Below are 22,829 nucleotides of genomic sequence, written 5' to 3'. Positions count from 1 at the left end.
GAAAATAACATGCCTTGCCGCGCGAAGGCTCAGCTTTCCAGCAGCCGCTGTAATAGCACGCCGTTGAGCATGGCCCGCTTAACCAGCGCAAAAGCGCCAATGGCGGATTGATGGTTGAGTTCGGAGGTGACTATCGGCAGATTTTTGCGGAAGTCTTTCAGCACCTGGGTATTCACGCAGCTTTGAATGGCCGGCAGCAACACTTTCTCGGCTTCGGTAATTTCGCCGGCGATCACTACTTTCTGCGGGTTGAACAGGTTAATGGCGATCGCCACGGCTTTGCCCAGATCGCGGCCGACGTGTTCGATCACTTCGCTGGCCAGCAGATCGCTGCGGTTGGCAGCCTTGCAGATGGCGCTGATGTTACAGTCGTCCAGCGTCAGTTTGCTCGGGTAGCCCTGCGTCAGCAGGTTGCGCACCCGGTGTTCAATGGCGGCATTGGCGGCCACGGTTTCCAGGCAGCCGAAGTTGCCACAGTGGCAGCGCTCGCCGAGGGGATCGATCTGGATATGGCCAATCTCGCCGACGTTGCCGTTGGTGCCGAGGAAGATCTGCCCGTTGACGATAATCCCGGCGCCGGTGCCGCGGTGCAGCCGCACCAGGATGGAGTCTTCGCAGTCGCGCGTGGCGCCAAAGTAGTGCTCTGCCAGCGCCAGGCTGCGGATATCGTGGCCGACAAAGCTGGTGACGTTAAAGCGCTGCTGCAGGTTATCCACCAGCGCCCAGTTATTCACGCTGATATGCGGCATATAGCGCACCACGCCCTGCACCGGATCTACCAGGCCGGGCAAAATAACGGCAATGGCGATCAGTTCACGCAGCTTGCGCTGGTAGCTTTCAATAAATTGAGCGATGGCGGCAAACAGCGCGTGTTCCAGCGTCTCTTGCGTCCGCTCGGGCAGCGTATAGTGCTCTTCGCCCAGCGATTTGCCGCTCATGTCATACAGGGTAATTGTGGCGTCGTAGCGGCCAAGCCGCACGGCAATCGTATGGAAATAGCGGGTTTCCGTTACGATGGAGATCGCACGGCGCCCGCCGGTAGAGGCTTGCTGATCGACTTCTTTGATCAGCCCGCGCTCCAGCAACTGGCGAGTAATTTTTGTGACGCTGGCGGGGGCAAGCTGGCTCAGTTCGGCAATTTGAATACGCGAGATCGGGCCTTGCTGGTCGATCAGGCGGTAAACGGCGGCGCCGTTGAGCTGTTTAACTAAATCAATATTACCTATTTGTGCCTGGCCACCGGTGCTCATCAAAATGTTACTCGCTGTTCATTAATTACACCTCGTTACCGTTAACGAGAGTCTTGGTGATTTTATAATCACGGGTAAAAGCGGTCAGGTTAGCGACCTTGCCGGCCTCGACGGTGCCTAAGCGATGAGCCACGCCAATGGCGCGCGCCGGGTACAGCGTTGCCATCCGCAGCGCTTCATCCAGCGCAATGCCGATATGTTCCACGCTGTTTTGCACCGCTTGAATCATGGTCAGCGCGGACCCGCTCAGGGTGCCGTTGGCGTCTACGCAAATTCCGTCGCGATAGTATATTGTTTTACCGGCAAAAATAAATTGATCAATATCGGCGCCTGCCGGAGCAGTCGCGTCGGTGACCAGCACCAATTTATCACCTTTAATACGTTTAGCGTTACGGATACTCGCCCAGGCCACGTGATGGCCGTCGGCGATGATACCGGTATAGATCTCTGGCGTATCAAACACCGCGCCGATCAGGCCCGGTTCGCGGCCGGTGATATAAGGCATGGCGTTGTATAAATGGGTGGCGAAAGTGATGCCCGCAGCAAAGCCGGCGCGGGCTTCGGCGTAGGTGGCGTTGGCATGGCCGGCGGAAACGATGATGCCGGCTTCAGACAACTGGCGGATAACGTGCGGCTCGACCATTTCCGGCGCCAGCGTGATTTTGCTGATGGCATCGGCATGGGCGCACAGGTAATCCACCATCTGGCTGTCGGGCTTGCGGATAAACGCCGGGTTGTGGGTGCCTTTTTTCACCGGGTTGAGGTAGGGCCCTTCCAGATGCAGGCCCAGCGCCTGATTCGGGTGTTTTTTCAGATAGGCACGCATCACTTCGATGCCGTGCTTCATAAATTCGTCGCTGCAGGTGATCAGCGTCGGCAGATAGCTGGTGCAGCCGGATTTTTCATTGGCGCGCTGCATGATTTCCAGCGTTTCAACCGAGATGGCCGCCAGCGAATCGTTAAACTGCACGCCGCCGCAGCCGTTAAGCTGAACGTCAATGAAACCGGGGGCTAGCATGGCGCCACCCAGATCGCGCGTTTCGATCCCGGCGGGCAACTGGTCTTGTGGGCAGACCCGTTCAATCAGGCCATCAGCAATGACAACCGCGTGGTTATCAAGCACATCGTGGCCGGTGTAGATACGGCCGTGAGTTAAAGCGAACATGTAGCCCCCTGCAGAGATTAAAGATTTTTCATGTTTTCCGCTTCTAACGCGCGGAAATACTTAACGGTTTTGACTTTCAATTCCATCGTGGAAGGCTCGTCGCAAACCATAACGGCTTTGGCATGCAACTGCAGGCAACTGATCGTCCACAGGTGGTTGATATTACCTTCCACCGCGGCCGCCAGCGCTTGCGCTTTGGCATGGCCGGTAACCAGAATCATCACTTCTTCGGCATCCAGCAGCGTGCCGACGCCTACGGTCAGGGCATATTTAGGCACCAGATTGACATCGCCGCCAAAGAAGCGTGAGTTGGCAATGCGGGTCTCTTCGGTCAATGTCTTGATGCGGGTGCGAGAGGCCAGGGATGAGGCCGGCTCGTTAAACGCAATGTGCCCATCAATGCCGACGCCGCCCATAAACAGGTGAATCTTACCGTAAGATTTGATTTTCTCTTCGTAGCTACGGCACTCGGCGTCCACATCCGGCGCATTACCATTCAGCAGATTGATATTTTCGCGCGGGATATCAATGTGATCAAATAAATTACGGTACATGAAGGTGTGATAGCTTTCCGGGTGCTCTTGCGGCAGACCAACATATTCATCCATATTGAAGGTAACCACATGTTTGAAGCTGACTTCACCGGCTTTGTGCATGGCGATCAGGTGTTTGTATGCTTCCAGCGGCGTACCGCCGGTGGGCAGCCCGAGAACGAACGGGCGCTCTGCGGTGGGGTTGAACGCGTTGATGCGTTGCACAATATGGCGTGCCGCCCATTTGCCGACTTGTACGGTATCTTGTAGTGGTATCAGTCTCATCATACACCTCTGTAAGTAAACTAAAACGGGAGCGAAACGGGCCCTGGGCAGGAGCTCTAAGCGTAACTCAGCTTGATGGCTCCTGTATGAATCACCGCATGCTTTGATTTTTCGAATCATAAAATAAGTTTTGTGTTGTGGCTAGCAATACGGTTATAAAAGACTCATTATTAGTGATGTGCATCACAAATAATGAGGTTTTAATTTGCGATGAAAAATATTCTTTTTACACTCGGTGCGAGTCATGCGTGCCATGGAGTTTTCCAAAAAGTAGTGAGTAGCATCAATAACAACTAATAAGATTCCGCTCGCGGATCAGTAGGGGGAAAAGGTGAATATTCTTAGTTATTTACAAAAAGTAGGCCGGGCCCTGATGGTGCCGGTTGCCACGCTACCGGCAGCCGCAATCCTGATGGGGGTGGGGTATTGGATCGATCCCGTCGGCTGGGGGGGCGATAATGCGTTTGCCGCATTGTTGATCAAATCCGGTTCGGCCATCATTGACCATATGGCTGTGCTGTTTGCCATTGGTGTGGCTTATGGCATGTCGAAAGACAAAGACGGCGCCGCCGCGCTGACCGGCTTTGTCGGCTTCCTGGTGCTGACCACCCTGTGTTCACCTGCCGCCGTCTCAATGATCCAAAAAATCCCGGTGGAGCAGGTGCCCGCCGCATTCGGTAAAATAGAAAACCAGTTCGTTGGTATTCTGGTGGGGGTGATCTCGGCGGAGATATACAACCGCTTCAGCGGCGTTGAACTGCCGAAGGCATTGTCCTTCTTCAGCGGCCGCCGCCTGGTGCCGATCCTGATCTCTTTCCTGATGATCCTCGTTGCTTTCATCCTGATGTATGTCTGGCCGATGATCTTCAACGCGCTGGTGAGCTTCGGTGAGCACATCCAGAAAATGGGCGCGGTTGGCGCCGGTATTTATGCCTTCTTTAACCGCCTGTTGATCCCGGTCGGCCTGCACCATGCGCTGAACTCGGTGTTCTGGTTTGACGTCGCCGGGATTAACGATATCCCTAACTTCCTCGGCGGCCAGCAGTCCATTGATGCCGGCAAAGCGGTGGTGGGCATTACCGGCCGCTATCAGGCCGGCTTCTTCCCGATCATGATGTTCGGCCTGCCGGGGGCGGCGCTGGCGATTTATCACTGCGCGCGCCCAGAGAATAAGGCGAAAGTGGCCGGGATTATGCTGGCTGCCGGCTTTGCGGCCTTCTTTACCGGCATCACCGAGCCGCTTGAGTTTTCCTTCATGTTTGTGGCCCCGGTGCTGTATGTGATTCACGCGGTGCTGACCGGGATCTCGGTGTTCATCGCCGCCAGCATGCATTGGATTTCCGGCTTTGGCTTTAGCGCCGGGCTGGTGGATATGATGCTGTGGGTGCGCAACCCGCTGGCAACCCACTGGTATATGCTGATCCCGCAAGGGCTGGTGTTCTTCGTCATTTACTACCTGGTGTTCCGCTTCACCATCACCCGATTCAACCTGATGACTCCAGGGCGTGAACTGGCGGCTACCGGTGATGAGAGCGACGGTTATGATGTGAATGTGGATAACAGCGCCAACCGGGATGAAAGTGAAACCTCCGCGCTGGCTCGCCGCTATGTTTCCGCCATTGGCGGCAGCGATAATCTGACGGGGATTGATGCCTGCATCACCCGCCTGCGCCTGAATGTGAAGGATTCTGCGCTGGTTAATGATGGCCTGGCGAAACGCCTGGGCGCTTCCGGGGTGATCCGGTTGAACAAGCAGAGCGTGCAGATTATTGTCGGCACCCGTGCCGAACTGATCGCCAGCGCGATGCGCAGCGTTATTTCCGCCGGCCCGGTTGCCGCCGCGGTTGCAGCGGCGGCGGTTGAACCCGCTACCCAGGCCAAATCGCAGGCGGTGCCGAATGCACCGAAGGCGGCGTTCCAGCGCTTGCTGGCGCCGATCACCGGTGAAGTGGTGCCGTTGGAGCAGGTGCCGGATGAAGCCTTTGCCAGCAAAGCGGTCGGGGAAGGCGTTGCCATTCGCCCAACTGATAAAACCGTCGTGGCGCCGGCAGACGGCACCGTGGTGAAAATCTTCAACACCGACCATGCGTTTTGCCTGGAAACCGATAAAGGCGCCGAAATTGTCGTCCACATCGGCATTGATACCGTGGCGCTGAACGGCCAGGGCTTTAAACGCCTGGTGCAGGAAGGCGAGGCGGTGAAAGCCGGCCAACCGGTTCTGGAGCTGGATCTGGCCTTCCTGAATGCCAACGCGCGTTCAATGGTGAGCCCGGTGATCGTCAGCAACATTGAAGACTATGCCGGCCTGGCCGAGTTGGCTAGCGGGCAGGTGGTGGCTGGCCAGACCCTGCTGTTTGAGATCCAAAAATAAGGCGTAAAGCCAGGGCGCGCTATCGCGCATAGCAAAAACGGCCTGAATAATGAGGCGGGAAGGGAGCGATCTCTTCCCGCTTTTGTTATGGAAGAACGGCACAAATGCTGGGCTGTGGCTATCTTAAGCATGAGGTGGCCGCAAGCTGCGCTTTTCGTGAAACTAACGGTTGTTTCCGGGCGTGGCTTGTTGGATCATAGGCGGTTATATGTCGCGTTTTGTCTTTGAGGAATAGAACAATGAGTGAGGCTGAAGCCCGCCCAACCAACTTTATCCGCCAGATTATTGATGAAGATCTGGCTTCAGGGAAGCACACCACGATTCATACCCGCTTCCCGCCTGAACCTAATGGCTATCTGCATATTGGCCATGCGAAGTCTATCTGCCTGAACTTTGGCATTGCCAGGGATTATCACGGCCAGTGCAATCTGCGCTTTGACGACACCAACCCGGTTAAGGAAAACGTGGAGTTTGTTGAGTCAATCAAGCGCGATGTGGAATGGCTGGGCTTCACGTGGAGCGGCGACGTTTGCTATTCCTCGAACTATTTCGATCAGTTGTACGGCTATGCAGTGGAGTTGATCACCAAGGGCCTGGCTTACGTTGATGAACTGTCGCCTGAACAAATCCGTGAATACCGCGGCACCCTGACGGCGCCGGGTAAAAACAGCCCGTACCGCGATCGCAGCGTGGATGAAAACCTGGTGCTGTTTGAAAAAATGCGCCAGGGCGAATTCGCTGAAGGCACGGCGTGCCTGCGTGCCAAAATTGATATGGCATCGCCGTTCATTGTGATGCGCGATCCGGTGCTGTACCGCATCAAGTTCGCCCATCACCACCAGACCGGCGACAAATGGTGCATTTATCCGATGTACGATTTCACTCACTGCATTTCCGATGCGCTGGAAGGGATCACGCATTCGCTGTGCACGCTGGAATTCCAGGATAACCGCCGCCTGTATGACTGGGTGCTGGATAACATCACCATCGCGTGCCACCCGCGTCAGTACGAGTTTTCGCGCCTCAATCTTGAGTACGCGATTATGTCCAAGCGCAAGCTGAACCAGCTGGTGACGGAAAACATCGTGGAAGGGTGGGACGATCCGCGTATGCCGACCGTTTCCGGCCTGCGCCGCCGTGGTTATACCGCGGCATCGATCCGTGAGTTCTGCCAGCGGATAGGCGTCACCAAACAAGATAACAACGTGGAAATGGTGGCGTTGGAATCCTGCATCCGGGACGATCTTAACGAGAACGCGCCGCGCGCCATGGCGGTATTGGATCCGGTGAAAGTGGTCATCGAAAACAAAGGCGAAGATGTTGAGATGGTCACCATGCCTAACCATCCGAATAAGCCGGAAATGGGCAGCCGTGAGGTGCCATTTAGCCGTGAGATCTATATCGATCGCGCGGATTTCCGTGAAGAAGCCAACAAGCAGTACAAGCGTCTGGTGCTGGGTAAAGAAGTGCGCCTGCGTAACGCCTACGTGATTAAAGCCGAACGCGTTGAGAAAGACGAACAGGGGAACATCACCACCATCTATTGCAGCTATGATGCGCAAACGCTAAGCAAGGATCCGGCTGATGGCCGCAAGGTGAAAGGGGTGATCCACTGGGTGTCTGTGGCGCACGCGCTGCCGGCGGAAATTCGCCTGTACGATCGCCTGTTCAGCGTGCCGAACCCGGGCGCGGCAGAGGATTTCCTCTCGACCATTAACCCGGAATCGCTGGTGATCAAACAGGGCTTCGTTGAGCCAAGCCTGGCCGGTGCACAACCGGAAAAAGCCTACCAGTTTGAGCGCGAAGGTTACTTCTGCGCAGACAGCCGCGATGCTGCGGCCACGCACCTGGTGTTTAACCGCACCGTCGGCCTGCGTGATACCTGGGCGAAAGCCGCAGTTTAAGTCTTTCTTTCTTCAGTGGCTAAAAAGCGCGGCGCAGGCCGCGCTTTTTTTATGTTTACGCCGATCATTCGCGGCTATCTTCGTTCATTCCCACCGCATACACTGCCTTGCGTTATTTATTTTTATTGCGAATTAACAGCATTTCCCTCTTAAGCAAGCCGGCACTGCATCGGTGTTTCTTTGGCGCAAAGCGTTCACCCTGATTATGCCTGGTGTGATGAAAATCATTTTATAATCATATTATTATTTATCTATCCGCCATTTGGTGCTGCGTCACATAAATTGTTACCTTATGACATGCCGAGATGTGCTCTTGGTCATACTTTGATAAAAATCACGCCATTCCTCTTTGATAATTTTCAACGCGAAAGTAGTCTGTGGTCAGCATGACATTGCGCGGCGTACGGCTCAACGGTGTATTCGCCGCACTTTTAACCGCAAGAGGGATTTTGTATGAAACAACAGGATGTGCGGCGCAGAGCGCTGGTGCTGGTGCTAGCCAGTGCCGCTGCCGGCGGTGATTGGGTGGCTCCGGCCAGCGTGCAGGCCGCTGGGTTTATCGATGATGCATCGCTGACGGGTGGGGTGTACTACTGGCAGCGCCAGCGCGATCGCAAAGATGTTACCGACGGCGATCAATATAAAACCAATCTTTCCCATGCTACATGGAACGCCAATCTTGATTTCTCCTCCGGCTATGCCGCCGATATGTTCGGCATCGATCTGGCGCTCTTCACCGCCGTTGAGATGGCGGAATCCAGCGCAAGCGGCCACCCGAATGAAATCGCTTTTTCTTCGAAGAACCGCACTTACGCTGAAGATTACAGCGGCGACAAGAGCGGCGTTAGCCTGTATAAAGCCGCGGCGAAGTTCAAATCAGGCCCGCTGTGGGCGCGCGCCGGTTATATCCAGCCCAGTGGGCAAACGTTGCTGGCGCCGCACTGGAGCCTGCTGCCCGGCACCTATCAGGGGGCGGAAGCCGGGGCCGAGTTTGATTACGGCGATGCTGGGGAACTGCGTTTTTCTTATATGTGGGCCAACAAGTATAAGGCCCCGTGGCACACCGAAATGGACGATTTTCGCCAGAACGACAGAAAAACCTCGGTTGCCTATCTGCACTCCTTCGGGGCGAAATATGACTTTAAAAACAACCTGGTGCTGGAAGCCGCCTTCGGCCAGGCCCAGGGCTATGTAAACCAGTATTTCACCAAGGCCAGCTACCAGTTTTCCGTGGCGGGCAACCCGCTGACCACCAGTTACCAGTTCTATGGGGCTGAAGACCGCATCGGCAATAAAAGCGATGCCAACAGTATCTATGACGGCCTGGCCTGGCTGCAGGCGCTGACCTTCGGCTATACCACCGGCCCGTTCAACTGGCGGTTGGAAGGCACCATGGTCAAGGCCGAGGGCAACCAGGGGTATTTTCTGCAACGCATGACGCCGACCTACGCGTCTTCCAACGGCCGCCTTGATATCTGGTGGGATAACCGTTCCGATTTTAACGCCAACGGTGAAAAAGCCGTCTACGCCGGCGTGATGTATGACCTGAAGAACTGGGATCTGCCTGGTTGGGCGGTGGGCGGTTCGTATGTTTACGCCTGGGATGCCAAACCCAGCACCAACCCGGTTTACGATCAGAGCCAACGGCTCAAAGAGAGTGCTTATAGCCTTGATGCGATGTACACCGTGCAGGAAGGGCGCGCCAAAGGTACACAGTTCAAGCTGCACTTCACCCGCTATGACAACCACTCGGATATCCCAAGCTGGAGCGGGGGCTACGGCAACATTTTCCAGGATGAGAAAGACGTTAAATTCATGGTGATCGCGCCGTTTACACTGCTGTAAGGCATACCCGCAGGGGAAAGGGCGCGATTGGCGATACTGCTGACTGATTAAGGATGAGCTGAAAATGAATAAATTTACGGTGAGAGCGCTGGCGGCGCTGGTGGCAACGGTGGGCTTTGGGGCGGCAGCGCAGGCGCCTGCCGGGCAGGCGGTGGTTGATCAACTGAGCCAACTGAAGGTTAATTACCGCATCGTGGATAATCGTGCGGGAGAGCATGGCGTGGACTGCGCCAAGCTGGGGGCCGATTGGGCGGCGTGTAACCAGGCGGTGCTTACCCTAATCAACGATGGCGCAGCGATAAAAGAAAAGGATTGGGCCATCTATTTTCACAGTATCCGCCAGATCCTGAAGGTGGATAGCGATCAGTTTAAAATTAGCTTTATCACCGGCGATTTACATAAGCTGGAGCCGACGGATAAATTCACCGGCTTTCCGGCCGGGGGGCGCGTGGAGATCCCGTTGGTGGGGGAATACTGGCAATTGTTCAATAGCGACGTGATGCCGCGCTGGTATGCCACCTCCGGTAACGCCAAGCCTAAGGTGCTGGTGAACACCGATACTGAAGATTTGCACCAGTTCCTGACGCCGTTAAGCGGCGATCAATGGAAGCGCACCCAACATGATAACAACATCCTGATGACGCCAGCGACGCGCTTTACGAAAAACGCGGCGTTAAGCCGCCTGCCGGCCACGGCGCTGCGCGGGCAGATTATCCCAACGCCGCTGCAGGTGACGATTGATCCTACACAGGATGCCGATCTTAGCCAGGGCGTTGCACTGGCGCTTGGCGCATTGGCGGCGCCGGCAGCCAGCGCCGTCACCCAGCGTTTCGCACAGCTTGGCATCCCCCAACGTGCGGGCGGGTATCCGATCACAACCGCGATTGATCCGCACGCTTTCAGCGGCGCCGAGGCAGTGCCGGGAGCTTATACGCTGGCGATGGGTGAAAAATCCGCGCAGATTACCGGCATTGATGAAGCGGGCGTATTTTATGGTTTGCAGTCTGTTCTTTCACTGCTGCCTGCCGATGGCGACAAAAAAATCGCCGTGCTGACGGCCCGCGATGCGCCGCGTTTTCAATACCGTGGCGTGTTCCTGGACGTGGGGCGCAATTTCCACACCAAAGACGCGGTTCTGCGCTTATTGGACCAGATGGCGGCCTATAAGCTGAATAAATTCCACTTTCACCTGAGCGACGACGAAGGCTGGCGCATTGAAATTCCCGGCCTGCCGGAGTTAACCGAGGTGGGTGGCAAGCGCTGCCACGATCTGACAGAAACAACGTGCCTGTTGCCCCAGTTGGGCTCCGGGCCGGACAGCGATAATAACGGTTCCGGTTTTTTCACCCGCAGCGACTATATCGACATCGTAAAATACGCCCAGGCACGCCAGATTGAAGTGATCCCGGAAATTGACATGCCGGCGCACGCCCGTGCGGCGGTGGTTGCGATGGAAGCCCGCTACCAAAAGCTGCACGCCGAAGGCAAGGAACAGGCCGCTGGTGAATACCGCGTGCTGGATCCCACCGATGACTCCAATACCACGTCGGTGCAGTTTTACGATCGCCACAGCTACCTGAACCCTTGCCTGCCGTCGTCCACGCGCTTTGCCGATAAGGTGATTGGCGAGATTGCCCTGATGCATAAAGAGGCGGGCCAACCGCTGACCACCTGGCATTTTGGCGGTGATGAAGCAAAAAATATCCGCCTGGGCACCGGCTATACCGATATCCGCCATCCGGAGCCGGGCAAAGGCATGGTCGATCTCAGCAAAGAGGACAAACCCTGGGCGAAATCGCAGGTTTGCCAGGCGATGATCGCCCAAGGCAAAGTACAGGATATGGCGCACCTGCCGAGCTATTTCGCTATTGAGGTGAGTAAACGGGTTAACGCGCACGGCATCGAAAAAATGCAGGCCTGGCAGGATGGCCTGAAAGACGCGGAAAACGCCAAGGCGTTCGCCACCAAGCGCGTTGGCGTTAATTTCTGGGATACCCTGTACTGGGGCGGCTTCGACACCGCTAACGACTGGGCGAACAAGGGCTACGAGGTGACGATCTCCAACCCGGATTATGTCTACATGGATTTCCCGTACGAAGTTAACCCCAACGAACGCGGTTACTATTGGGCGGCACGCTTTAACGATGAACAGAAAATGTTCAGCTTTGCGCCGGACAACCTGCCGCAGAATGCGGAAACCTCGCGCGATCGCGACGGTGATGCCTTCAGCGCCAAGAGCGATAAGCCATGGCCAGGCGCCTATGGGCTGTCGGCGCAGTCCTGGAGCGAAACCGTGCGTACCGACGAGCAGATGGAATATATGATTTTCCCGCGCGTCATTTCGGTGGCGGAGCGTGCGTGGCACCGTGCGGGCTGGGAACTGGATTATCAGGCCGGGCGCGAATATAAAGGTGACGAAACGCAGTTTGTCGATCGCGCGGCGTTGGATAAAGACTGGCTGCGCTTTGCCAATCTGTTAGGGCAGCGTGAACTGGCCAAGTTGGATAAGGGGGGTATCCACTACCGCTTGCCGGTGCCTGGCGCGCGCATCGTTGATGGCAAACTGGAGGCCAATATCTCACTGCCGGGCCTGGGGATTGAATATTCCACCGACGGCGGCAAACAGTGGCGGCGCTATGACGGCAGCGCCAGGCCGAACGTTTCCGCTGGGGTGCAAATCCGTGCCGTCAGCCCAGATGGCAAGCGCTTTAGCCGCAGCGAAGCGGTGCAAGGGTAATTATGCCAGCTCGCGCGCCGCGCGGGCTGCATACGCAGCCCATAAAAAAACAGCCGTATATACGGCTGTTTTTTTACGCTAGGGGCAAGCACCTGTTACTTTGCGTTGTGTATCGAGTCATCTTCACGGCAATCACCGGTTTCACAGTGCCCATACAGATACAGGCTGTGGTTGGTGAGTTTGATACCGTGCCTTTTGGCAATATCACGCTGGCGCGCTTCGATAAATTCGTCGCGGAATTCGATCACTTTGCCGCAGTCCAGGCAAATCAGGTGATCGTGGTGGTGTTGCTGAGTCAATTCAAATACGGATTTGCCGCCTTCAAAATTGTGGCGGGTGACGATGCCGGCGTCGTCAAACTGGTTAAGCACGCGGTACACCGTGGCCAGGCCAATTTCTTCGCCCATATCAATCAATTTCTTATACAAATCTTCCGCACTGACGTGGTGGCATTCCGGATCCTGCAGCACTTCCAGGATTTTGAGTCGCGGAAGCGTGACTTTTAAGCCGGCCTTCTTCAATGCGGTGTTGTTGTCAGTCATGCGGATTCAGTCCTGTTACTATGCTAATCAAGTTGAGGCGTTCTCGCCTATGGCATCGGTCGGCACAAAGATATAATTGCGTCACATTATAGAACCGGTTGCGCTAAATGAAAACCGCCGGTTGTTAACAACGCTATATTTGCACTATTGCATTTTACATATGCAACGTCTTGATGAATGGGATAAACCGATGCCGCAGTTTACCGTGACGATGTGAGAAGTTACAAAATCGTAGCTTCTATTGCTTCAATTCATAATATCAATAATGACCCTGTTGACATTGCTACTATGCACGTTACAAGGCCATTATTCAACCGCCACCCACAAGGTTTAGTTGGCCAGTTCAGCCAGATTCAATTCTTCGCTGATCTGTTTGACCCAGGCGTCGACACGCTCGTTGGTCAACTCCGGCTGGCGGTCTTCATCAATGGCCAGGCCAATAAAATGATCGTCATCCGCCAAACCCTTTGAGGCTTCGAAATGGTAGCCCTGGGTTGGCCAGTGGCCGACGATGGTGGCGCCGCGTGGTTCGATGATATCGCGGATGGTGCCCATCGCATCGCAGAAGTATTCTGCGTAGTCTTCCTGATCGCCGCAGCCGAACAGCGCGACCAGCTTACCGTTGAAGTCGATCTCTTCGAGCGTAGGGAAGAAGTCATCCCAATCGCACTGCGCTTCACCGTAGTACCAGGTTGGAATACCCAGCAGCAGGATGTCGAAGGCTTCCAGATCTTCCTTGCTGCTTTTGGCAATGTCGTGAACTTCAGCCACTTCTTTGCCCAATTGTTTTTGGATCATCTTGGCAATGTTTTCGGTATTACCAGTGTCGCTGCCAAAGAAAATGCCTACAGTTGCCATATAGCGTATAACCCTTTCAATTCAATAAAGTTGTGTCGCGATAAGACGCCGATGGCGATGCAGCGCTGGGCATCCCGTGCGCCATTTTCACGCTGTTTCTTACCGGTAAACGCCTATCATGCCAGAAATTTACCCGCAGGATTTATCGCATTTATGCGATGCCTATGGGGAAGAAAGCGGGAGCGATCCGGCGTTGTCCTTAACGCCTGCGCCGCGCGCCAGGGCGGCAAGATCAGTGTTCTGGCTGTTCTTCCGCCAGTTTAGCCAACAGCATTTGCTCAATGAGTTCGCTGCGGCTGATGTTGCGCTGGTCCGCCAGTTTGTTCAGAGCGTCTACCGCGTCCGCATTGATTTTCAGCTCCACACGCCGCAAGCCACGAACCTTATCGCGCCGTAACTGATTGCGCTTGTTGATCCTAAGCTGTTCATTGCGGGAAAGCGGGTTAGTTTTCGGGCGCCCCGGACGGCGTTCATCTGCGAACAGATCCAGCGTTGTGCGATCCGTTTGTTCTTTAGCCATTGTTGCGGTAACTGCAAGGGAGTTTGTATCAAAAAGCGCTTATGCGCCTTTGGACGGTTCGGTTTACATTTTGTCGGGCCAATCAACCCTAACCCAAAATTCGCCCCCAGCCTGGCGCCGGTTAAAACGCGGAGCTTAGGCGGCAAAATTACAGCGCGCCATATTACCCCAGCAGGTAGAGCAACGACAATGCTTAACTGCGGCGCAAACGCGCTAAGCGCTTATCTTTAGCGCTTTTTTTCGCCAATTGGCTCAGGCCGGGCCGATAAATCGATGAATTGCTCTTAATACCGCCTGTGGTTTTTCGGCGTGAACCCAGTGGCCGCTGCCGGCGACGACATAGGCACGGGCCTGCGGAAACTGGCGGGTGATTTCATCACGGTAGCTGTCTTGTATATAGGGTGATAGTCCACCGCGGATAAACAGCACCGGGTGTGGCCAGGCGGGCACATCTTGCCAACCGAGAATTGCCTCATATTGTTGAATCAGTACCGGCAGGTTAAAACGCCAGGCACCGTTGTGAAACGATTTCAGCAGGAACTGAATGACGCCTTCTTCATCAATATAGTCGCGCATCAGCAAGGCGGCCTCACGCCGCTGGGCCACGTTGGCGTTGGCCACCGCCTGCAGCGCGGCGAAAATTTTGTCATGGCGGCGGGTATCGTAGGCCACCGGGGCGATGTCGATGACCACCAGTTTTTCAATCCGTTCCGGCGCTATCGCCGTTAACGCCATCGCCGCCTTGCCGCCCATTGAATGACCGATGACGATGGCCTTTGCTACCGACAGTTCGTCCATCAGGGCCAGCAGATCCTGCGCCATGGCTGGATAAGACATCTCCTCTGCGTGGGGGGAAAGCCCATGATTACGCAGATCGACTTTTATCACCGTGTGCTGTTGGCACAAATCGCGCGCCAGCACGCCCAGATTGTCGAGATCGCCAAACAGGCCGTGGATCAAAATAATGGGCAGTGCTGCCGGTGCATCCGCCGGTGCCGCCAAGCGTTGATAATGTAATTTCATGGTGAAGTTGATGATTTATGGATACCAAGATTAGGGTATCATGATTGAATCAGGTTGGTCTTCCCAATGAATAACGTGGGTTTTTCATGGTAAGGCGTGGCGTTTGCCTCCGGTGGCGATAGGTAATAATCTGCTTTTGCTGCCAGATGGAACAATATTGTGTCCGCCCCTGCGCTTTTAACTTTATAATCCCATGGCTTGAATGCAGAACCGGGCTTCAGGCTTTAAGTAGAAAAAAACGTACTGGATAAAGATGAAAACTATTGAAGTCGACGAAGAACTTTACCGCTATATTGCCAGCCACACGCAACATATTGGTGAAAGTGCGTCTGATATTTTACGGCGTATGTTGAAGTTCACCGCGGGGCAGCCGGTGCGCGCTGTGCCAGTGGGCGGCAGCGCAGCGGCGGAGCCAGAGAAAAATGCGGCGCAATCGCGCCCGCGCGATCGCGTGCGTGCCATGCGCGAGCTGTTGCTGTCGGACGAATACGCCGAGCAGAATAAAGCCGTCAACCGTTTTATGCTGGTACTTTCCACTCTGTATACCCAGGATGCAGCGGGCTTTGCCGTTGCAACCGAAGCATTACATGGCCGTACCCGTACTTACTTTGCCGGCGATCAGCAAACCCTGCTGGCAAATGGGACGCATACCAAACCGAAACACGTTCCAGGTACGCCATACTGGGTGATCACCAATACCAATACCGGCCGCAAGCGCAGCATGGTTGAACACATCATGCAGGCCATGCAGTTCCCGGCGGAACTGACTGAGAAAGTTTGCGGGACTATCTAATTTAGCGAACAGCCTGACCGGTGGCCGTGCGCAGCTGTCTGCCCGGTGGCCGGGAGGGTACAGGGAGATATGCCGATGGCGAACAACCCACGTGCCGGGCAACCTGCTCAGCAAAGCGATTTGATTAACGTAGCCCAACTGGCTTCGCAGTACTATGTGCTGCAGCCGGAGGTGGGCAATGCCGCCCATGCGGTTAAGTTCGGTACTTCAGGTCACCGTGGCAGCGCTCAACGCCACAGCTTCAATGAAGCTCACATTCTGGCGATTGCTCAGGCGATAGCGGAAGTGCGCCATCAACAAGGCATCACCGGCCCTTGCTACGTGGGGAAAGATACCCATGCGCTGTCGGAACCGGCATTTATTTCCGTGCTGGAAGTGCTGACCGCGAACGGTGTTGATGTGATCGTGCAGGAAAACAACGGTTTTACACCGACGCCGGCGATTTCCAATGCCATTTTGGTGCATAACCGCGACGGCGGCGCGCTGGCGGATGGCATCGTTATCACGCCTTCGCACAACCCGCCGGAAGACGGCGGCATTAAATACAATCCGCCAAACGGCGGGCCGGCGGACACCAACCTGACCTCGGTGATCGAAAAACGCGCCAATGAACTGCTGGCGCAGCAGTTGAAAGGCGTGGCGCGCCAGTCATTGGACAAAGCCTGGCAAAGCGGCCATCTGCACGCGCAGGATCTGGTGCAGCCGTATGTCGAAGGGCTGGTTAATATCGTCGATATGCCGGCCATCCAGCAGGCGGGGCTGAAGCTGGGCGTTGATCCGCTCGGCGGTTCGGGCATTACCTACTGGCAGCGCATTGCCGAACATTACAAGCTGGATCTGACGCTGGTTAACGATTCTGTCGATCAAACTTTCCGCTTTATGCACTTGGATCACGACGGCATTATCCGTATGGATTGCTCATCGGAATCGGCGATGGCCGGTTTGCTGGCGCTGCGTGATAAGTTTGATCTGGCTTTCGCCAACGATCCGGACTACGACCGCCACGGCATCGTTACGCCGAAGGGCCTGATGAACCCGAACCATTACCTGGCGGTGGCCATTAACTACCTGTTCCAGCACCGCCCGCAGTGGGGGGCTGACGTCGCCGTAGGTAAAACGCTGGTGTCCAGCGCGATGATCGATCGCGTGGTGGCTGACCTGGGCCGCAAGCTGGTGGAAGTGCCAGTGGGCTTTAAGTGGTTCGTTGACGGCCTGTTTGACGGCAGCTTTGGCTTTGGTGGTGAAGAGAGCGCCGGTGCATCTTTCTTGCGCTTTGACGGCAAACCGTGGTCCACCGATAAAGACGGCATCATTATGTGCCTGCTGGCGGCGGAAATTACGGCGGTTACTGGCAAAAACCCGCAGGCCCATTACGATGAGCTGGCCGCGCGTTTTGGCGCGCCGAGCTACAACCGTATTCAGGCGCCGGCGACCCATGCGCAGAAGGCCGTGTTGGCCAAGCTTTCGCCAGAGATGGTGAAGGCCAGCACGCTGGCCGGCGATCCGATCACGGCTCGCCTGACGGCCGCGCCGGGCAACGGTGCGGCAATCGGCGGCCTGAAAGTGATGACGGACAACGGCTGGTTCGCAGCACGCCCATCCGGCACGGAAGAGGCTTACAAAATCTATTGTGAGAGCTTCCTCGGGGCTGAACACCGCGAGAAGATCGAACACGAAGCGGTGAATATCGTCAGCGAAGTGTTGGCTTCAGCCAAGTAAACCGGCTTGCAATACTAAAGGTGCGGCAGATATTGCCGCACCTTTTTTTTGTTCTGGAGGTGGCGCCCGCCTGCGCGGCGAAGGGGACTGCGCAGGTGCAAGAAACAAAATTACAACAAAATAACCAAATGTAAGTTATTTAATAACAAAAATTAAACAACCTGCCGTTGTTGATGAAATTTTGCGCATTATTTTGTTATTTAGTGGTCGGATGAGTAGTAAACTTTCATCAACTGCGATAAGATTTCCTCCAGCTTACTATTTCACCACTCACTCTTTCATTTGTTTTGCCCGCCGCGTTCCTGGCAGTTTAACGGCCGGCATTTTAGGAGGTTCGCATGTCTTTGTATCAGGCCTATCCCATGCATCGGATTCTCCTGCGCCGCAGCGCAGTGATTTTGCTTGGCGCCCTGGCACTGCCGGTGATGCTGTTCCGCCGCGATCGCGCGCGGTTTTACAGCTACCTGCATCGCGTTTGGTCAAAAACCAGCGATAAACCCGTTTGGTTACAGCAGGCGGAACTGGCGGCCGGTGATTTTTACTGAGTATCCGGGGCTTGAGCGGCCAGCGTTTTTTGGCGTGCGGCGGCTCAACCCATGCGGCGGCAGGGGGCACGGTCCCTTGTCTTCTTCCTTCTTCTTGATGGCTTCATTGGGTGCTTTCCGCGCCTGTCTGTAAACATTCTCCCCGCGATTCTTTACCCTTAGGTCGTACTAAGCTGCGAATTCTTCTACACTTTAGTATTACTTTGAGGGAGCGAAGCATGAGTGACAAAATTCCTATCGGTATCAGCGCCTGCCTGTTAGGCGGCGCCGTGCGTTTTGACGGTGGCCATAAAAGGCTAACGTTCGCCGTAGAACAACTCGGCGAATATGTGCAATTTTCATCCATCTGCCCGGAAATGGCGATAGGGTTACCTTCGCCGCGGCCGGCGCTGCGCTTGATTAAACAGCAGCAGCAAATCAGGCTGTGCAACAGCAATGACAGCAGCATTGACGTCACCGAACCGATGCAGCATTTTTCCAGGCAGCAAGTCGCCGAACTGGGGAACCTGTGCGGTTACATTGTCTGTTCAAAATCGCCAAGCTGCGGCATGGAGCGGGTGCGGGTGTACAGCGAAAATGGCGACGGCGCGCGCAAAAGCGGCGTTGGCCTGTTTACCGCTGAACTGATGCGCCAGATGCCCTGGCTGCCCGTTGAGGAAGACGGCCGTTTGCAAGATGCCGCACTGCGTGAAAACTTTGTCGAGCGGGTTTATGCGCTGCACGAATTGAATACCTTATGGCGCTCTGGCCTGACGCGCGGCAAGCTGATTGCGTTCCACAGCCGCTATAAGCTCTCGCTGTTGGCGCATTCGCAGCCGGAATACCGTGCGCTTGGCCGATTTGTCGCGGATATCGAAAAATGGGATTCGCTGGATGCCTTCGCCACGGAATACCGCAGCCGGTTAATGGCGCTGATGGCGCATAAGGCCACGCGCCGTAACCACACCAATGTGCTTATGCACGTTCAGGGGTATTTCCGCCGCCAGCTTAGCCCGGCCCAGCGCCAGGAGCTGTCGCAGCTTATCGATCGTTACCGCCAGGGGATGCAGCCGCTGCTGGTGCCTATCGCGTTGCTAAAACACTATATGGCTGAATACCCGGATAGCTATCTGGCACAGCAGCGTTACTTTGAACCCTACCCGGAAGCTCTGCGCCTGCGCTACGGCCGTTAATCACAAGGAAGCGCCTATGGCCACCCATCTTATTTGGCTGCGCAATGATTTGCGCATTACCGACAACCGGGCGCTGCACGCCGCCTGTGACGATCCCGATGCCAAGGTGTTGGCGGTGTTTATCGCTACACCAGGGCAATGGCAGCAACACGGCATGGCACCGCGCCAGGCCGGGTTTATTCATGCCAACCTGCTGGCGCTCCAGCAGGCATTGGCGCAACGGGCAATCCCGCTGTTCTTCCACCAATGCGATGATTTTTCGGCATCCGTTGACTGGTTGGCGGCCTTCTGCCAACAACAGCAGGTGGATGCGCTTTACTATAACCGCCAGTATGAAATTAACGAGCGCCAGCGTGATGCCCAGTTGGAAGCGCGCCTGGCGGGCAACGTTGCGTGCCACAGTTTTGACGACAGCCTGCTGTTGCCGCCAGGCAGTGTACTGACCGGCAAGGGCGAAATGTTCAGGGTGTATACCCCGTTTCGCAAGGCTTTTATTCAGCGCCTGATGGCCACGGACGTCAGTTCTTTACCGGCGCCCAAAGCGCGCGGCAAAAAGATCGCGGTGCGCCCGATCGCGCCGTTTGATTACCCGCAGGCGGCGTTGAGCGACGCATTCCCCAGCGGCGAAGAGGCGGCGCTACAGCGGTTACGGGCTTTCTGCCGCGAGCAGGTGCAGGATTACGTGCGACAGCGCGATCTGCCCGCGCTGGCAGGAACCAGCTGCCTTTCGCCCTATCTGGCAACCGGTGTGATCTCGCCTCGCCAGTGCGTCAACCGGCTGCGGGCCGAATGCCCGGAAGTGCTGGAAAATACCGAAGGCGGTGCGTTCAGTTGGCTCAATGAGCTGATTTGGCGTGAGTTTTATCGTCATCTGCTGGTGGCCTATCCGGCGCTGTGCAAGCACCGGCCCTTTATTGACTGGACGGATAATGTGCGCTGGCAAGGGGATGCGGCGTTGCTGAAAGCCTGGCAGCAAGGGCAAACCGGCTACCCGATCGTCGATGCGGCGATGCGGCAACTGAATGCCACGGGGTGGATGCATAACCGGCTACGGATGATTAGCGCCAGCTTTTTGGTGAAGGATTTACTGATCGACTGGCGTGCCGGCGAGCGGTACTTCATGTCGCAATTGCTGGACGGCGATCTGGCGGCCAACAACGGCGGCTGGCAGTGGGCGGCGTCTACCGGCACCGACGCCACGCCCTATTTTCGCATCTTTAATCCGACCACCCAGGGAGAACGTTTTGATCCACAAGGCACTTTTATTCGTAAGTGGTTGCCTGAACTGGCCGAAGTGCCGGACAATGATATTCATCAACCCTATCGCTGGTTGGAAAAGCAGCGGCAGCGCGTGCTGAATTATCCGCAACCGATCGTGATACATCAGCAGGCGCGGCGTGAAACACTGGCAGCTTTTGAGGCGGCGAAGCGGGAAGCGCGTTAAGGCAAAGCTGGAGTGACCTGTCATGATGAATAAATTAGTGGCCCTGTGCCTGGCCGGGTACTGCTCGTGGGCCAGCGCGGCGTTCGACGTCGTGGCGCTGGGCGTCGAGGGCGGCGTTAGCGACGGCAACCTGACCTCGTACCTGATCCGCAGTGATAGCCAGCGGCAATATCTGGCGCTGGACGCCGGTTCATTATTGCCGGGCATCGCCAAAGGGTTGGCAAAGGGCAGCTTCCCCCAGGTCAACGACGCGCTTGCCGCGCCGTATACGCCGCAGGGCTATGTGTTGCGTGAACTGATTGGCAGTTATTTTATTAGCCATGCGCACCTTGACCACGTTGCCGGGCTGATCCTGGCCGCGCCGGAAGACAGCCGCAAAACCATTTATGCATCCACTGATGCGGTGCTGACCCTGCGCAACCACTATTTTAACTGGAAGGCCTGGCCTAACTTCACCGATTCCGGCAACGGCACGCGTCTTGGCACCTATCGCCTGCAGCCGGTGCGTGAACTGCAGCGGTTCACCTTCGGCAATACCGGGCTTAGCGGCGTGCTCTATCCGTTGAGCCATGCGAAGACCCCCTCCGCCATGGTGCTGATTTCCGATCGCACTGATTCCTTTGCCTATTTCGGCGATACCGGGCCGGATGCGGTTGAACAATCCCGCCATCTGGATACCGCCTGGCGGGCGCTTGGGCCGCTAGTAGAGCAGGGTAAACTGAAAGGCATGATCATTGAAACGTCCTACCCCAATGGGGTGGAAGACAGCAAATTATATGGTCATCTGACGCCTGCCTGGTTGCTGATGGAGCTGAAAAACCTGGAAAAATACAGCGGCGGCGACGGTGCGTTGAAAGATCTGCCGGTGATCATCAGCCATATCAAACCGAGCCTGAAACAGGGCGGTGACGTGCGCGCCACGGTGCGCCAACAGTTGGAACAGGGGAATGATATGGGCGTGCGCTTTATTTTGATGGAACAAGGGGAGCGGCAACAGTTTTGATCTTCCGCCTTGCGGTGGGCTTCGGCGCCAAAAGGGGAAGATACATACCCAAAATAATTCGAGTTGCAGGAAGGCGGCAACGCAGCGAATCCCCAGGAGCTTACTGTAGTAAGTGACTGGGGTGAGCGAGGAAAGCCAACACACCTGCAACTTGAAGTATGAAGGGTATAATAGGTTGATTTTAAAGAGAGGACATTATGCTTAACCTCGATCTGGAACATCTGATCAATACCGAATTAAACAGTTCGGCTTTTCAAGACTACGCCCCGAATGGCTTGCAGGTGGAAGGCCGGCCTCATGTACAACGGATCGTCACCGGCGTGACGGCCTGCCAGGCATTGCTGGACGCCGCCGTTGAGCAACAGGCGGATGCCATCGTCGTACACCATGGCTATTTCTGGAAAAATGAGGCGCCCGCAGTGCGCGGGATGAAACGTAATCGCCTGAAAACGCTGCTGGCCAACGACATCAATCTGTATGGCTATCATTTGCCGCTGGATGCGCACCCGGTGCTGGGCAACAACGCCCAGTTGGCGCTGGCGCTGGGTATCCGCGTGATCGGTGAAGTTGAGCCTTTGTTGCCGCATGGGGAGTTCGAACGGCCGATCGGCGCTGATGAGCTGAAACAGCGTCTGGAAAGCCGCCTGGGCCGTAGCGTATTACACTGCGGCGATAACGCGCCGGCGCATATTCGCCGAGTGGCCTGGTGCACCGGCGGCGGGCAGAGTTTTATCGATAGCGCGGCGCGTTTTGGCGTGGATGCATTTATCAGCGGTGAAGTTTCTGAGCAAACCATCCATGTCGCCCGGGAAATGGGGCTGCACTTCTTTGCCGCCGGCCACCATGCCACTGAGCGCGGCGGGATCAAGGTGCTCGGCGAGTGGTTGCAGCAGAACCATGGCTTTGAGGTCACTTTTATCGATATTCCCAATCCGGCTTAATCTTTGGCCAAGGGTTCAGCCTGGCTGAACCCTTTAATCCTATCTGCAGCAAGATTTGGCCCACTTTTCAATTATTTCCCTTCCGTGAATGCGGTTTAATCCCTTCTTTTTTCACCGGTTGTTCTATTGACAGCGGAAGCTGCCTCGCGCATAACAGTGAGGTTTTTCATCATAAAAAG

General features: G+C 55.7%; 18 protein-coding genes. 11 read left to right on the top strand and 7 right to left on the bottom strand.

The window, feature by feature from the left end; genetic code table 11:
* Positions 1-29: 29 nt before the first annotated feature.
* From nagC to nagB, 3 genes are read right to left on the bottom strand one after another with little or no spacing between them, the layout of a single operon-like run.
* Entirely contained in the window at positions 30-1,250 is a 1,221-nt protein-coding gene (gene nagC, locus ACN28Q_RS05695) for a DNA-binding transcriptional regulator NagC (protein ID WP_131928957.1), read from the bottom strand.
* A gap of 25 nt (positions 1,251-1,275) precedes the next feature.
* Positions 1,276-2,415, bottom strand: coding sequence for an N-acetylglucosamine-6-phosphate deacetylase (nagA, locus tag ACN28Q_RS05690; protein ID WP_095845457.1), 1,140 nt, complete (start codon positions 2,413-2,415; stop codon positions 1,276-1,278).
* 17 nt (positions 2,416-2,432) lie between these two features.
* Positions 2,433-3,233 carry a glucosamine-6-phosphate deaminase gene (gene nagB, locus ACN28Q_RS05685; RefSeq protein ID WP_095845456.1) on the bottom strand — a complete coding sequence of 267 codons (801 nt, stop codon included), beginning with the start codon at positions 3,231-3,233 and terminating at the stop codon, positions 2,433-2,435.
* Positions 3,234-3,564: 331 nt separating this feature from the next.
* Between nagB and nagE the strand changes: the two genes are divergently transcribed.
* From nagE to ACN28Q_RS05665, 4 genes are all read left to right on the top strand, one after another.
* A complete protein-coding gene (nagE, locus tag ACN28Q_RS05680; protein WP_095845455.1) occupies positions 3,565-5,604 on the top strand; it encodes an N-acetylglucosamine-specific PTS transporter subunit IIBC in 2,040 nt (679 codons plus the stop codon).
* Positions 5,605-5,843: 239 nt separating this feature from the next.
* Positions 5,844-7,508, top strand: coding sequence for a glutamine--tRNA ligase (gene glnS / locus ACN28Q_RS05675; protein ID WP_095845454.1), 1,665 nt, complete (start codon positions 5,844-5,846; stop codon positions 7,506-7,508).
* A 453-nt stretch (positions 7,509-7,961) separates the two neighbouring features.
* A complete protein-coding gene (gene chiP, locus ACN28Q_RS05670) occupies positions 7,962-9,353 on the top strand; it encodes a chitoporin ChiP (protein WP_095845453.1) in 1,392 nt (463 codons plus the stop codon).
* A 64-nt stretch (positions 9,354-9,417) separates the two neighbouring features.
* Positions 9,418-12,090: a beta-N-acetylhexosaminidase gene (locus ACN28Q_RS05665; protein ID WP_095845452.1), complete on the top strand. Its 2,673-nt coding sequence runs from the start codon at positions 9,418-9,420 to the stop codon at positions 12,088-12,090.
* 95 nt (positions 12,091-12,185) lie between these two features.
* On the opposite strand, the gene fur is transcribed toward ACN28Q_RS05665, so the two are convergent.
* The 4 genes from fur to ybfF all read right to left on the bottom strand — a co-directional run bounded on the left by fur (position 12,186) and on the right by ybfF (position 15,033).
* On the bottom strand, positions 12,186-12,632 hold the full coding sequence (gene fur, locus ACN28Q_RS05660) for a ferric iron uptake transcriptional regulator (RefSeq protein ID WP_095845451.1): 447 nt from the start codon (positions 12,630-12,632) through the stop codon (positions 12,186-12,188).
* Between the two features lie 330 nt (positions 12,633-12,962).
* Positions 12,963-13,490 carry a flavodoxin FldA gene (gene fldA, locus ACN28Q_RS05655; protein ID WP_095845450.1) on the bottom strand — a complete coding sequence of 176 codons (528 nt, stop codon included), beginning with the start codon at positions 13,488-13,490 and terminating at the stop codon, positions 12,963-12,965.
* A gap of 232 nt (positions 13,491-13,722) precedes the next feature.
* Entirely contained in the window at positions 13,723-14,010 is a 288-nt protein-coding gene (gene ybfE / locus ACN28Q_RS05650; protein WP_095845449.1) for a LexA regulated protein, read from the bottom strand.
* Between the two features lie 252 nt (positions 14,011-14,262).
* Positions 14,263-15,033, bottom strand: a complete 771-nt coding sequence (gene ybfF, locus ACN28Q_RS05645) for an esterase (protein WP_095845448.1) — start codon at positions 15,031-15,033, stop codon at positions 14,263-14,265.
* 253 nt (positions 15,034-15,286) lie between these two features.
* Here ybfF and seqA point away from each other — a divergent pair, with 253 nt between their 5' ends.
* From seqA to ACN28Q_RS05610, 7 genes are all read left to right on the top strand, one after another.
* A complete protein-coding gene (seqA, locus tag ACN28Q_RS05640) occupies positions 15,287-15,826 on the top strand; it encodes a replication initiation negative regulator SeqA (protein WP_095845447.1) in 540 nt (179 codons plus the stop codon).
* A gap of 75 nt (positions 15,827-15,901) precedes the next feature.
* Entirely contained in the window at positions 15,902-17,545 is a 1,644-nt protein-coding gene (gene pgm, locus ACN28Q_RS05635; RefSeq protein WP_095845446.1) for a phosphoglucomutase (alpha-D-glucose-1,6-bisphosphate-dependent), read from the top strand.
* Between the two features lie 338 nt (positions 17,546-17,883).
* Positions 17,884-18,090, top strand: a complete 207-nt coding sequence (locus ACN28Q_RS05630; RefSeq protein WP_095845445.1) for a YbfA family protein — start codon at positions 17,884-17,886, stop codon at positions 18,088-18,090.
* Positions 18,091-18,308: 218 nt separating this feature from the next.
* Positions 18,309-19,262 carry a YbgA family protein gene (locus tag ACN28Q_RS05625; protein WP_095845444.1) on the top strand — a complete coding sequence of 318 codons (954 nt, stop codon included), beginning with the start codon at positions 18,309-18,311 and terminating at the stop codon, positions 19,260-19,262.
* 16 nt (positions 19,263-19,278) lie between these two features.
* Positions 19,279-20,706, top strand: a complete 1,428-nt coding sequence (gene phrB, locus ACN28Q_RS05620; RefSeq protein ID WP_095845443.1) for a deoxyribodipyrimidine photo-lyase — start codon at positions 19,279-19,281, stop codon at positions 20,704-20,706.
* 22 nt (positions 20,707-20,728) lie between these two features.
* Positions 20,729-21,709, top strand: coding sequence for an MBL fold metallo-hydrolase (locus ACN28Q_RS05615; protein ID WP_095845442.1), 981 nt, complete (start codon positions 20,729-20,731; stop codon positions 21,707-21,709).
* A gap of 197 nt (positions 21,710-21,906) precedes the next feature.
* Positions 21,907-22,650: a type 2 GTP cyclohydrolase I gene (locus tag ACN28Q_RS05610; protein WP_095845441.1), complete on the top strand. Its 744-nt coding sequence runs from the start codon at positions 21,907-21,909 to the stop codon at positions 22,648-22,650.
* The last annotated feature ends 179 nt before the right edge of the window (positions 22,651-22,829 follow it).

Origin of the sequence: Gibbsiella quercinecans, from assembly GCF_002291425.1 — a bacterium.
Lineage (GTDB): Bacteria > Pseudomonadota > Gammaproteobacteria > Enterobacterales > Enterobacteriaceae > Gibbsiella > Gibbsiella quercinecans.
The sequence above is the reverse complement of the archived record's forward strand: the minus strand, read 5'-3'. Positions and strand labels throughout refer to the sequence as shown.

What these genes read in the sequence shown, in the direction of transcription:
- nagC (WP_131928957.1), bottom strand. Translation starts at nt 1,250, where the DNA reads ATGAGCACCGGTGGCCAGGCACAAATAGGTAATATTGATTTAGTTAAA.
- fldA (WP_095845450.1), bottom strand. Translation starts at nt 13,490, where the DNA reads ATGGCAACTGTAGGCATTTTCTTTGGCAGCGACACTGGTAATACCGAA.
- phrB (WP_095845443.1), top strand. Translation starts at nt 19,279, where the DNA reads ATGGCCACCCATCTTATTTGGCTGCGCAATGATTTGCGCATTACCGAC.
- ACN28Q_RS05665 (WP_095845452.1), top strand. Translation starts at nt 9,418, where the DNA reads ATGAATAAATTTACGGTGAGAGCGCTGGCGGCGCTGGTGGCAACGGTG.
- pgm (WP_095845446.1), top strand. Translation starts at nt 15,902, where the DNA reads ATGGCGAACAACCCACGTGCCGGGCAACCTGCTCAGCAAAGCGATTTG.
- ACN28Q_RS05625 (WP_095845444.1), top strand. Translation starts at nt 18,309, where the DNA reads ATGAGTGACAAAATTCCTATCGGTATCAGCGCCTGCCTGTTAGGCGGC.
- seqA (WP_095845447.1), top strand. Translation starts at nt 15,287, where the DNA reads ATGAAAACTATTGAAGTCGACGAAGAACTTTACCGCTATATTGCCAGC.
- ACN28Q_RS05615 (WP_095845442.1), top strand. Translation starts at nt 20,729, where the DNA reads ATGATGAATAAATTAGTGGCCCTGTGCCTGGCCGGGTACTGCTCGTGG.
- fur (WP_095845451.1), bottom strand. Translation starts at nt 12,632, where the DNA reads ATGACTGACAACAACACCGCATTGAAGAAGGCCGGCTTAAAAGTCACG.
- nagA (WP_095845457.1), bottom strand. Translation starts at nt 2,415, where the DNA reads ATGTTCGCTTTAACTCACGGCCGTATCTACACCGGCCACGATGTGCTT.
- nagB (WP_095845456.1), bottom strand. Translation starts at nt 3,233, where the DNA reads ATGAGACTGATACCACTACAAGATACCGTACAAGTCGGCAAATGGGCG.
- glnS (WP_095845454.1), top strand. Translation starts at nt 5,844, where the DNA reads ATGAGTGAGGCTGAAGCCCGCCCAACCAACTTTATCCGCCAGATTATT.
- ybfE (WP_095845449.1), bottom strand. Translation starts at nt 14,010, where the DNA reads ATGGCTAAAGAACAAACGGATCGCACAACGCTGGATCTGTTCGCAGAT.
- ACN28Q_RS05610 (WP_095845441.1), top strand. Translation starts at nt 21,907, where the DNA reads ATGCTTAACCTCGATCTGGAACATCTGATCAATACCGAATTAAACAGT.
- ACN28Q_RS05630 (WP_095845445.1), top strand. Translation starts at nt 17,884, where the DNA reads ATGTCTTTGTATCAGGCCTATCCCATGCATCGGATTCTCCTGCGCCGC.
- chiP (WP_095845453.1), top strand. Translation starts at nt 7,962, where the DNA reads ATGAAACAACAGGATGTGCGGCGCAGAGCGCTGGTGCTGGTGCTAGCC.
- ybfF (WP_095845448.1), bottom strand. Translation starts at nt 15,033, where the DNA reads ATGAAATTACATTATCAACGCTTGGCGGCACCGGCGGATGCACCGGCA.